The following is a 12,270-nucleotide window of genomic DNA, read 5'->3' as shown; positions in this document are numbered from 1 at the left end:
AAAAAACCCGCCTTGGCGGGTTTTTCATTGCAGCGGCCTTGGGATCAAAAATCCTCCAACCGCCACACTTCGTAAGCCGGTGTCTCGTAGGGATGGCTCTGTTTCAAAGCCGCCACCACCGCCCGGATCAACTCATCCGCCACCACCAGCTCAACTTTCCATTCCTCAACCTGTTCGACCTGCCCCGCTTCGCCAATGAACGGCTGGCTGCCATCCAATGGGCGAAACTGACCCTGGCCCAACACTTGCCACGCGCAGTGATCGTAAGCCCCGATCCGTCCGCCACCGGCAGCGAATACGGAGCTTTTGACCCTTTCGACATGACTGTCGGGAACAAAAAAGCTGAGCTTGTACACGGCGCTTAGTTCACCCACACGCGAGCGTTACGGAACATGCGCATCCATGGCGCGTCTTCGTTCCAGTCTTCCGAACGCCACGAGTTCTGCACGGCGCGGAACACTCGCTCCGGGTGCGGCATCATGATCGTTACGCGACCGTCGCGGCTGGTCAAACCGGTGATCCCGCGCGGCGAACCGTTCGGGTTGGCCGGGTAGTTTTCGGTGACCTTGCCATGGTTGTCGACGAAACGCATCGCAACGCAACCGGACAGATCGGCTTCCAGCAACGCCTCTTCGCTTTCGAACTCGGCATGACCTTCACCGTGTGCGATGGCGATCGGCATGCGCGAACCGGCCATGCCCTGCAGGAAGATCGAATTCGACTCCTGGACCTGAACCATCGCCACGCGGGCTTCGAACTGCTCGGAACGGTTACGCACAAAGTGCGGCCAGAACTCGCTGCCCGGAATCAGCTCGTGCAGGTTGGACATCATCTGGCAACCGTTGCACACGCCGAGGGTGAAGCTGTCGTTGCGTTCGAAGAAGCCCTGGAATGCATCGCGAGCACGGCTGTTGAACAGCGCGGACTTGGCCCAGCCTTCGCCGGCACCCAGTACGTCGCCGTAGGAGAAACCACCGCAAGCCACCAGACCTTTGAACTCGTTCAGGTCGACACGGCCGGCGAGAATGTCGCTCATGTGCACGTCGATCGCGTTGAAACCGGCGCGGTCGAACGCGGCGGCCATTTCCACCTGACCGTTGACGCCCTGCTCACGCAGCACGGCAACCTGTGGGCGGATGCCTTTCTTGATGTAAGGCGCGGCGACGTCCTGGTTGACGTCGTAGCTCAGCTTGACGCTCAGGCCCGGGTTGTCTTCTTCCAGCAGCACGTCGAACTCTTGTTCGGCGCAGTCGGCGTTATCGCGCAGACGCTGGATCTGGTAGCTGGTCTCGGCCCACTGACGTTGCAGCAGACGACGCTGACCTTCGAACACGGTGTCACCGTTGAAGGTGATGTTGATCTCGCCGTTGTTTATCGGCTGACCGATCACCGACACGCACTCGCCCAGGCCGGCAGCGCTGAACTGCGCGAGGATGTCCGGGGTGGCGTCCTGGCGAACCTGAATCACGGCGCCCAGTTCTTCGTTGAACAGGATCGCGGCGATGTCGGCGGAAGTTTCTGCCAGACCGTCGAGGTTCAGGCTCAGGCCGCAGTGGCCGGCAAAGGCCATTTCCACAACGCTGGTCAGCAAACCACCGTCGGAACGGTCGTGGTACGCCAGCAGGTGACCGTCGGCGTTGAGGCCCTGGATCACCGCGAAGAAGGCTTTCAGGTCTTCGGCATCATCGACGTCCGGCGCTTGCGAGCCAAGCTTGCCGTGAACCTGGGCCAGGATCGAGGCGCCCATGCGGTTCTGGCCACGGCCCAGATCGATCAGGATCAGGTCGGTGGTGCCCTTGTCCATGCGCAGTTCCGGGGTCAGGGTCTGACGGATGTCAGCCACTGGCGCGAAACCGGTCACGATCAGGGACATCGGCGAAGTCACGGTCTTGTCGACCCCTTCGTCGTTCCAGCGGGTGGCCATGGACATGGAGTCCTTGCCCACCGGGATGGTAATGCCCAGGTCAGGGCACAGTTCCATGCCGACCGCTTTCACGGTGTCGTACAGGCGCGCGTCTTCACCCGGGTGACCGGCTGCGGACATCCAGTTCGCCGACAACTTGATGTCGGAAATCTTGTTGATGCGCGAAGCGGCGATGTTGGTCAGGGTTTCGCCGATGGCCATGCGGCCCGACGCCGGAGCGTCCAGCAGTGCCAGCGGAGTACGCTCGCCCATGGCCATCGCTTCACCGGTGTAGACGTCGAAGCTGGTGGCGGTGACGGCAACGTCGGCTACCGGAACCTGCCACGGGCCGACCATCTGGTCACGGGCCACGAGGCCGGTGATGGTGCGGTCGCCGATGGTGATCAGGAAGCTTTTGCTCGCCACGGCCGGGTGATGCAGAACGCGTTCGACGCAGTCTGCAATTTCCAGCGTGGCTGGATCGAAATCGTCACCCAGTTCGTTTTCACGCACGGCCGAACGGTGCATGCGCGGGGCTTTGCCCAGCAGCACTTCCAGCGGCATGTCCACCGGGCTGTTGCCGAAGTGGCTGTCGGTGACCGTCAGTTGCGGCTCTGCGGTGGCTTCGCCGACCACGGCGAACGGGCAACGCTCGCGTTCGCAGATTGCCTGGAAGCGTTCGAAGTCCGCCGGGCCAACTGCCAGAACGTAACGCTCCTGGGATTCGTTACTCCAGATTTCGTGCGGGGCCATGCCCGGCTCGTCGTTTGGAATGTTGCGCAGTTCGAAGCGACCGCCACGGTTGCCGTCGTTCACCAGTTCCGGGAACGCGTTGGACAGACCACCCGCGCCGACGTCGTGGATGAAGCTGATCGGGTTCTTGTCACCCAGCTGCCAGCAACGGTCGATGACTTCCTGGCAGCGACGTTCCATCTCAGGGTTTTCGCGCTGTACGGACGCGAAGTCCAGGTCAGCCGAGCTGGTGCCGGTGGCCATGGAGGAAGCCGCGCCGCCGCCCAGGCCGATCAACATCGCCGGGCCGCCGAGCACGATCAGCTTGGAGCCGACGGTGATTTCGCCTTTCTGTACGTGTTCGGCACGGATGTTACCCATGCCGCCGGCCAGCATGATCGGCTTGTGGTAGCCCCGAACTTCGTCGCCACGCGGGGTGGTGATCGACTGTTCGAAGGTACGGAAATAACCGGTCAGGGCCGGACGGCCGAATTCGTTGTTGAACGCGGCACCGCCCAACGGGCCTTCAATCATGATGTCCAGCGCGGTAACGATGCGCTCAGGCTTGCCGTACGGCACTTCCCACGGCTGTTCGAAGCCAGGGATCTGCAGGTTCGAAACGGTGAAGCCGGTCAGGCCAGCCTTTGGCTTGGCGCCGCGACCGGTAGCGCCTTCGTCGCGAATCTCGCCACCGGAACCGGTCGACGCGCCCGGGAACGGGGCAATCGCGGTCGGGTGGTTGTGGGTTTCGACTTTCATCAGGATGTGCACCGGTTCCTGCACCGCGCCGTACTGGCGGGTTTCAGGGTCCGGGAAGAAACGGCCGGCAACGTTACCGACGATCACCGAAGCGTTGTCCTTGTAAGCGGACAGAACGCCTTCGCTGTGCATCTGGTAAGTGTTCTTGATCATGCCGAACAGGCTTTTTTCCTGGCTCTGACCGTCGATGTCCCAACTGGCGTTGAAGATCTTGTGACGGCAGTGCTCGGAGTTCGCCTGGGCGAACATCATCAGTTCGATGTCGTGCGGGTTGCGCTTCAAACCAACGAAGGCGTTGACCAGGTAGTCGATCTCGTCTTCGGCCAGGGCCAGGCCCAGCTCGGTGTTGGCTTTTTCCAGCGCGGCGCGGCCGCCGCCCAACACGTCGATCGCGGTCAGCGGCTTCGGCTCGGCGTGGCTGAACAGACCGGCAGCCTGTTCCAGGTTGCCGAGGACGATCTGGGTCATGCGGTCGTGCAGCGCATCAGAGATCAGCTGCGCGTCGGCGTCGCTGAACTGGCCGGCCACGTAGAACGCGATGCCGCGCTCCAGGCGCTGGATCTTGCTCAGGCCACAGTTGCGAGCGATGTCGCTGGCTTTACTGGACCACGGCGAGATAGTGCCGAACCGCGGCAACACCAGGAACAGGCGACCGGTCGGTTCCTGGACCGGAACGCTTGGACCGTACTTCAGAAGGCGCGCGAGCACCTGCTGTTCGTCGCCGGCCAGGACGCCGGTAACTTCGGCGAAGTGAGCGAATTCAGCATACAAGCCGCTGACAGCCGAAACCTTCTGGCTCAGTTGCTCAAGGAGTTTGCTGTGGCGAAAGGCAGAAAGGGCAGGAGCGCCGCGCAGGATCAACATCTTCGGGACAGCCTCGGGAAGGGGTGTGCTTTGAGGCCGTGCATTCTAGCCTAAACCGCCCGCGACATCACCCGAAACGGTACGCACGGCCGTACCCGAACGTCGGGCCGGGTATTCGGGCCTGCAACAGCGGTCCGTCAGGTGTTATTTTTTGTGTCACAAATTGCGGTTCAAGCCCATTCCTGCGGGCTCCAGAGCGGTTTTTCACTCTCTAGCAGACAAGGCCTTCGCTGTCGAGATATGGCGCTCGTGGTCCTTTGCGTATACTGCGCAGATGTTTTCCCCAACGGCTTTGCGTCCGCGGTACGCCAAATGGCTGATCGCAACCGGACTCTTCCTGGTGCTCAGTGGCTGTGTTGATAAACCCAACACGCTGGAGCGCGTAAAGGAGGATGGTGTGCTGCGGGTGGTTACCCGAAACAGCCCCGCCACCTACTTTCAGGATCGCAACGGTGAAACCGGCTTCGAATACGAGCTGGTGAAGCGCTTCGCCGACGATCTGGGGGTCGAACTCAAGATCGAAACCGCCGACAACCTCGACGACCTGTTCAACCAGGTGGGCAAGCCCAACGGCCCGGTCATCGCGGCGGCCGGCCTGGTCAGCAGCGAATCGCGCAAGAAGCAGGTGCGGTTTTCCCACCCCTACCTGGAAGTCACCCCGCAGGTCATCTATCGCAACGGCCAGTCGCGGCCGACCGATCCAAAGGATCTGGTCGGCAAGAAGATCATGGTGCTCAAGGGCAGCACCCACGCCGGGCAACTGGCGGAGCTGAAACAGAAATTTCCCGGCATTGAATACGAAGAGTCCGACGCGGTTGAAGTCGTCGACCTGCTACGCATGGTGGATGAAGGCCAGATCGATCTGACCCTGGTCGACTCCAACGAAGTGGCGATGAACCAGGTCTACTTCACCAACATTCGGGTCGCCTTTGACCTCGGTGACGCCAGCAATCAGAGCTGGGCCGTGGCGGCCGGCGACGACAACAGCCTGCTCAACGAGATCAACGACTACCTCGACAAGGTGAAGAAGAACGGCACCCTGCAACGCCTGAAAGACCGCTACTACGGGCACGTCGATGTGTTGGGCTACATGGGCGCCACCACCTTCGCCCAGCACTTGCAGCAACGGCTGCCCAAGTACGAGCAGCACTTCAAAACCTACGCCAAGAAAGAAAAAGTCGACTGGCGCCTGCTGGCGGCGGTCGGTTATCAGGAATCGCTGTGGCAGGCAGCCGTCACCTCGAAGACCGGCGTCCGCGGCCTGATGATGCTGACCCAGAACACCGCGCAGGCCATGGGCGTGTCCAATCGCCTCGATCCGAAACAGAGCATCATGGGCGGCGCCAAGTACCTGGCTTATATGAAGGACCAGCTGGACGAATCGATCCAGGAACCGGACCGCACCTGGTTTGCACTGGCGGCCTACAACGTCGGCAGCGGTCACCTGGATGACGCGCGCAAACTGGCGGCCAAGGAAGGTCTGAATCCGGACAAGTGGCTGGACGTGAAGAAAATCCTGCCGCGCCTGTCCGAAAAGAAGTGGTACAGCAAAACCCGTTACGGCTACGCCCGGGGCGGCGAGCCGGTGCATTTTGTGGCGAACATCCGTCGCTACTACGACATCCTGACGTGGGTGACGCAACCGCAGCTGGAAGGCAATCAGGTCGCCGAAGGCAACCTGCATGTGCCGGGGGTCGACAAGAGCAAGCCGAATCAGGAAACCCCGCAGCTTTAAAAAAGAAAAAGATCGCAGCCTTCGCTAGCGCCTACAGGGTATGTGCACACCTGCAGGCGCTAGCGAAGGCTGCGATCTTTTGATCTTAGCCTTTCAAGGCCGCAGCCAGAATCAGCGCCTTCATTTCCGACACCGCCGACTTGAACCCGACAAACAACGCATGCGCCACCAGCGCATGGCCGATGTTCAGTTCATTGATACCCTTGATCGCCGCGACGGCTTCGACGTTGTGATAGTGCAAACCGTGGCCGGCATTGACGATCAGCCCCTGGGCCAGGCCAAACGCAACGCCATCCGCCACGCGCTTGAGCTCTTCAGCCACATCCGTCGGTGTCTCGGCGTCCGCGTAACGACCGGTGTGCAGCTCGATGGCCGGCGCACCAACACGGCGGGACGCTTCGATCTGCCGCTCGTCTGCATCGATGAACAGCGACACTTCGCAACCGATCTTCGCCAGGCGATCCACCGCAGCCTTGATCCGTGCTTCCTGCCCCGCCACGTCCAGACCGCCTTCGGTGGTCAGTTCCTGACGCGTTTCCGGAACCAGGCAAATGTGCGCCGGACGGATGCGTTCGGCGAACGCCATCATTTCTTCGGTGACGCCCATTTCAAAGTTCATGCGGGTCTGCAATACATCCTTGAGCAGCAGTACGTCACGTTCCTGGATGTGCCGACGGTCTTCACGCAGGTGCACGGTGATGCCGTCAGCGCCCGCCTCTTCCGCGTCCAGTGCAGCCTTGACCGGATCGGGATAGCGAGTGCCCCGGGCCTGACGCAGGGTGGCAACGTGGTCGATGTTCACGCCAAGAAGAATGCGATTGCTGGTGGTCACGGAAGCGCTCCAGAAGTAGAGAAAGTTCGGTGCACAGCATACGGGGTGATCAGGGCTTGCGAAACAACTCGCGACTGACCAGGGGACGACCGCCCAAGTGAACGGCCAATGCCTGACGCATCAAACGCTTGGCGGCGGACAACGCGCCAGGGGCTGACCAGTCGGCATCGGCCATGGCCAGCAGCTCGGTGCCGTTGAACAGACCGGGTTGCAGCAAGTAAACCCGCTCCAGACCAGCATCGACCTGCAAGCGATAGAGGCCGTCCGGTGCGACGGGTGCATCATGGATGTCAGTCGTCAGGGCGAAGCCGTAACCGAGATCGTCGAGCAGGCGCCATTCGAAGGAACGCAACAACGGCTCCAGCGGACGACCTTCGGCCAGCGCAAGCAACGTCGCGGCGTAGTGGTCGAATACAGCGGGATGGGGGTCTTCGGAGGGCAACAGACGAATCAACAGCTCATTGAGGTAAAGACCGCTGAACAGCGCTTCGCCGTTGAGCCAGGTGGAAACGCCAGCACTTTCCATGCGCCCGACGTTCTTCAATTCCCCGCGACCGCGGAACTCGACCTCCAACGGCACGAATGGCCGCGCCAGCGTCCCGGCCTTGCCCCGCGCACTGCGCAACACCGCCCGCAGCCGACCTTGCGGCGTGAGGAAATCCACCAATGCGCTGTTTTCACGGTAGGCACGGGAGTGGAGGACGTAGGCGGGTTGGCCGATGGGTTGGGACATGGAAATCGCAGATCTCAATGAAGGAGCGCAGTTTTACAAACAGCCCAAAACCATTGTGGGAGCGAGCCTGCTCGCGATAGCGGTCTGTCAGTCAACATTGATGTTGAATACCAGGCCCTCATCGCGAGCAGGCTCGCTCCCACGGTGGATCTTTATGCAGTACTACAGGTCGCCGTAACCCAGCGAACGCAGCGCGCGCTCGTCATCGGACCAGCCACCTTTCACTTTCACCCAGAGGTTGAGCATGATCTTGGAGTCGAACAGCAGCTCCATGTCCTTGCGCGCCTCGGTGCCGATGCGCTTGATGCGCTCGCCCTTGTCGCCAATGATGATTTTCTTCTGGCCATCACGCTCGACGAGGATCAAGGCGTGAATGTGCAGGGTTTTGCCCTGCTGCTTGAACTCTTCGATTTCCACGGTGATCTGGTATGGCAGCTCGGCGCCCATCTGGCGCATGATTTTCTCGCGCACCAGTTCAGCGGCGAGGAAACGGCTGCTGCGGTCGGTGATCTGGTCTTCCGGGAAGAAGTGATCGTTTTCCGGTAGGTGCTCGGCGATCACCCGCTCCAGCGTTTCGAGGTTGTGCCCGTGCTGCGCCGAGATCGGCATGATCTGCGCGTTCGGCAGTTGTTCCTGCAGCCAGGTCAGGTGGGGCATCAGCTCGGATTTGTCTTCGATGCGGTCGGTCTTGTTCAGCGCCACGATCAACGGGCCGGTCACGTACTGGACGCGCTCGAGAACCATCTGGTCTTCGTCGGTCCATTTGGTGCGATCCACCACGAAGATCACCACGTCGACGTCTTTCAACGCTGCCGAAGCGGTCTTGTTCATGTAGCGGTTCAAGGCCTTTTCGCCGCCCTTGTGCATGCCCGGGGTGTCGACGTAGATCGCCTGCACGGCGCCTTCGGTCTTGATGCCCAGCATGTTGTGGCGGGTGGTTTGCGGCTTGCGCGAGGTGATCGCGAGCTTCTGGCCGAGGATGTGGTTCAGCAGCGTGGACTTGCCCACGTTGGGACGGCCGACGATGGCAACATAGCCACAGCGTGTTGCGGTTGAATCAGTCATTGCCATTCTCCACACCCAGGGCAATCAGTGCTGCGGCGGCCGCTACCTGTTCGGCAATACGACGACTCACACCCTGACCTCGGCTTTTTTCATTCAGTAAGGTGATTTCACATTCGACGAAGAACGTCCGGCAATGCGGCTCACCCTGGATATCCACCACTTCGTAACGCGGCAGCTCACAACCACGCGATTGCAGGAATTCCTGCAAGCGGGTTTTTGGATCTTTGTTGGTGTCGACCAGCGTCAGGCCTTCGAACTCTCCGGCCAGCCAGGCCAGCACGCGCTCGCGCGCCACGTCCATGCCCGCGTCGAGGTAGATCGCACCGATCAACGCTTCCAGGGCATCGGCCAGAATCGACTCGCGACGGAAACCACCGCTTTTCAACTCGCCGGAACCCAGACGCAAGTACTCGCCCAGATCGAAACCGCGGGCCAGTACCGCCAGAGTCTCACCTTTCACCAGGCGTGCGCGCAATCGCGACAACTGGCCTTCGCGGGCCAGGGGGAAGCGATCGAACAATGCCTCGCCAGCGACGAAGTTGAGGATGGCGTCACCGAGGAATTCCAGGCGTTCGTTGTTGCGCCCGGCAAAGCTGCGGTGAGTCAGGGCCAGGACCATCAGTTCCTGATCCTTGAAGGTGTAGCCGAGCTGACGCTCTAGACGGCTTAAGGAGACGCTCACGGTTTATCCACGCTGAGTTCGTGGCTGGATTCCACCGCCATCGCCGTGGTGCGGCGCAGGCTTGGGACAATTAACGCTGTGTTCAAAAATTACATCCTGAATATCATTGTTTTCATGCCTCTGGCGCCGATTGTGGCGGTTCCAGAAATGCATTCGGCGCTGTGTTCAACAGCGCCGTGTGTGATTACTTGATCAGGCCAACCCGCGAGAAATTCGGCAGGTGACTGAGTTTGGGTTCCGGCCAGCTCATCCAGACTGCGAAAGCCTTGCCGACGATATTCTTGTCGGGAACCATGCCCAGCAGATCCTTGGGAATGTTCGGATCATCCCAGTAGCGACTGTCGTTCGAGTTGTCGCGGTTGTCGCCCATCATGAAGTAGTGCCCGGCAGGCACGGTCCAGGTATGGTCCGGCGATGCGCGATAGCGGCTCATTTCCTTGCGGATCAGGTGCTCGGCGACGCCGAGTTTTTCCTTGTAGAGCTCGGCACTGCCCAGCGTGCCCGGCTCGGAGCCGACGAGTTGCTCGGCGATCGACTCACCGTTGACGAACAGACGCTTGTCAGCGGTGTAGCGAATCTGGTCACCCGGCAGGCCGACTACACGCTTGATGTAGTTGACGTTCGGATCGCTCGGGTAGCGGAACACCATCACGTCGCCGCGCTGCGGATCACCCACTTCAATGACTTTCTTGTCGATCACTGGCAGGCGGATGCCGTAGGAAAACTTGTTCACCAGAATGAAGTCGCCGACGTCCAGGGTCGGTTTCATCGAGCCGGAAGGAATCTGGAACGGCTCCACCAGGAACGAACGCAGCACCAGCACGATGAACAACACCGGGAAGAACGACTTGCCGTATTCGACCAGCAACGGCTCTTTGTTCAGTTTTTCGACCACCACCCCATCAGGCTGGCTGACGCTGCCCTGATAGGAGGCAATGGCCGCACGCCGACGCGGCGCCAGGAAAACCAGATCGAGCAACGCCAACAGGCCGCAGACGAACACGGCGATGACCAGCAACAGCGGGAAATTTAGTGACATAGGACCTAACTATCCAACCTGAGCACTGCAAGGAAGGCTTCTTGTGGAATTTCCACGTTGCCGACTTGCTTCATGCGTTTCTTACCGGCCTTTTGCTTTTCCAGCAGTTTCTTCTTACGGCTGACGTCACCACCGTAGCATTTGGCCAATACGTTCTTTCTGAGTGCCTTGACGGTTGTCCGCGCCACAATCTGACCGCCAATGGCGGCCTGGATTGCCACGTCGAACATCTGCCGTGGAATCAGTTCTTTCATCTTCTCGGTCAACTGGCGACCTTTGTAGTTCGCATTATCGCGGTGCACGATCAGCGCCAGGGCGTCGACCTTGTCACCGTTGATCAGCACATCCAGTTTCACCAGACTAGCCGATTGATAACGATCGAAATGGTAATCCAGCGAAGCATAGCCGCGGCTGGTGGACTTGAGACGGTCGAAGAAGTCCAGGACCACTTCGTTCATCGGCAAATCGTAGGTCACCTGGACCTGCGAACCGAGGAACAGCATGTCGTGCTGCACGCCACGCTTCTCGATGCACAGGGTAATGACGTTGCCCAGGTGCTCTTGCGGCACAAGAATATTGGCCCGCACGATCGGCTCACGCATGTCTTCGATCGAGGACAGGTCAGGAAGCTTCGACGGGTTATCGACGTAAATCGTTTCACCGGTTTTCAGCAACAGCTCGAAAATCACCGTCGGTGCCGTGGTGATCAGGTCCAGGTCGTACTCGCGCTCCAGGCGCTCCTGGATGATTTCCATGTGCAGCATGCCGAGGAACCCGCAACGGAAGCCGAAGCCCAGGGCGTCGGAGCTTTCCGGGGTGTACTGCAGGGACGAATCGTTGAGCGTGAGCTTTTGCAGGGCTTCGCGGAAGTCTTCGAAGTCGTCGGAGCTGACCGGGAACAGACCGGCGTAGACCTGCGGCTGAATGCGTTTGAAGCCGGGCAGCACGTCAACGTCCGGCGTGGAGCTCAAGGTCAGGGTGTCACCGACCGGGGCACCGTGGATGTCCTTGATGCTGGCAATGATGAAGCCTACTTCACCAGCCTTCAGGTCAGCGGTAGGGGTATGTTTCGGGTTGAACACGCCGACGCTGTCCACCAGGTGAATCTTGCCGGTGGATTTGACCAGGATCTTGTCGCCCTTCTTCACACGACCGTGACGCACACGTACCAGGGAAACAACGCCCAGGTAGTTGTCGAACCAGGAATCGATGATCAACGCTTGCAGCGGATCTTCGATGTTGCCGGTCGGCGCAGGAATGGTGTGAACCAGACGCTCGAGCACTTCATCGACGCCCAGGCCGGTCTTGGCCGAGCACTCGACGGCGTCGGTAGCATCGATGCCGATGATTTTTTCGATTTCTTCCTTGACGCGCTCCGGATCGGCCTGTGGCAGGTCGATCTTGTTCAGGACCGGCATGACTTCCAGGCCCTGCTCGATCGCCGTGTAGCAGTTGGCTACCGATTGCGCTTCAACGCCCTGACCGGCATCGACTACCAGCAATGCACCTTCACAGGCCGCCAGCGACCGGCTGACTTCGTAGGTGAAGTCAACGTGGCCCGGGGTGTCAATGAAGTTCAACTGGTACTTGATACCATCGCGAGCGGTGTAATAGAGGGTGACGCTGTGGGCCTTGATGGTGATCCCGCGTTCACGTTCCAGGTCCATGGAGTCCAGCACCTGGGCTTCCATTTCGCGCTCGGCAAGGCCGCCGCACATCTGGATGAAGCGATCGGCCAGCGTCGACTTGCCATGGTCAATGTGGGCGATGATGGAGAAATTGCGGATATGACTCAAATCACTCACGGATCAACACTCAAAAAGGCTGCAGGCATAGCCCGCCGAAAAATAGCCGGGAATTGTACCTGATCCACGGCGCAAGCGTCACGTTCGCAGGTCAGACGGCACCTACAAAAAACGCCCCGGT

The 12,270-nt window shown here is 60.2% G+C and carries 9 protein-coding genes; 1 reads left to right on the top strand and 8 read right to left on the bottom strand.

What is annotated here, in order from left to right; all coding sequences use genetic code 11:
* Positions 1-44: 44 nt before the first annotated feature.
* Positions 45-356, bottom strand: coding sequence for a YqfO family protein (locus tag ACM6IQ_RS30235; RefSeq protein ID WP_031319105.1), 312 nt, complete (start codon positions 354-356; stop codon positions 45-47).
* Positions 357-361: 5 nt separating this feature from the next.
* Entirely contained in the window at positions 362-4,258 is a 3,897-nt protein-coding gene (gene purL, locus ACM6IQ_RS30230) for a phosphoribosylformylglycinamidine synthase (protein WP_414880559.1), read from the bottom strand.
* Between the two features lie 274 nt (positions 4,259-4,532).
* On the opposite strand from purL, the gene mltF reads away from it, so the two are divergent.
* Complete coding sequence (mltF, locus tag ACM6IQ_RS30225) at positions 4,533-5,993, top strand: membrane-bound lytic murein transglycosylase MltF (protein ID WP_017340626.1); 1,461 nt, start codon at positions 4,533-4,535, stop codon at positions 5,991-5,993.
* 85 nt (positions 5,994-6,078) lie between these two features.
* On the opposite strand, the gene pdxJ is transcribed toward mltF, so the two are convergent.
* The 6 genes from pdxJ to lepA all read right to left on the bottom strand — a co-directional run bounded on the left by pdxJ (position 6,079) and on the right by lepA (position 12,149).
* Complete coding sequence (gene pdxJ / locus ACM6IQ_RS30220; RefSeq protein ID WP_008151581.1) at positions 6,079-6,825, bottom strand: pyridoxine 5'-phosphate synthase; 747 nt, start codon at positions 6,823-6,825, stop codon at positions 6,079-6,081.
* A gap of 49 nt (positions 6,826-6,874) precedes the next feature.
* Positions 6,875-7,558: a DNA repair protein RecO gene (gene recO, locus ACM6IQ_RS30215; RefSeq protein ID WP_031319106.1), complete on the bottom strand. Its 684-nt coding sequence runs from the start codon at positions 7,556-7,558 to the stop codon at positions 6,875-6,877.
* Between the two features lie 162 nt (positions 7,559-7,720).
* Complete coding sequence (era, locus tag ACM6IQ_RS30210) at positions 7,721-8,623, bottom strand: GTPase Era (protein WP_017340628.1); 903 nt, start codon at positions 8,621-8,623, stop codon at positions 7,721-7,723.
* A complete protein-coding gene (gene rnc / locus ACM6IQ_RS30205) occupies positions 8,616-9,305 on the bottom strand; it encodes a ribonuclease III (protein WP_017340629.1) in 690 nt (229 codons plus the stop codon). The genes era and rnc overlap by 8 nt, the downstream gene beginning before the upstream one ends.
* A gap of 184 nt (positions 9,306-9,489) precedes the next feature.
* Positions 9,490-10,344, bottom strand: coding sequence for a signal peptidase I (gene lepB, locus ACM6IQ_RS30200; protein WP_017340630.1), 855 nt, complete (start codon positions 10,342-10,344; stop codon positions 9,490-9,492).
* A 5-nt stretch (positions 10,345-10,349) separates the two neighbouring features.
* The gene (lepA, locus tag ACM6IQ_RS30195; protein ID WP_017340631.1) at positions 10,350-12,149 is read right to left on the bottom strand and encodes a translation elongation factor 4; all 1,800 of its coding nucleotides are present in this window, start codon (positions 12,147-12,149) and stop codon (positions 10,350-10,352) included.
* Between the last annotated feature and the right edge of the window lie 121 nt (positions 12,150-12,270).

Origin of the sequence: Pseudomonas sp. IT-P100, assembly GCF_949767185.1 — a bacterium.
Classification (GTDB): Bacteria; Pseudomonadota; Gammaproteobacteria; order Pseudomonadales; family Pseudomonadaceae; genus Aquipseudomonas; species Aquipseudomonas fluorescens_B.
The sequence above is the reverse complement of the archived record's forward strand: the minus strand, read 5'-3'. Positions and strand labels throughout refer to the sequence as shown.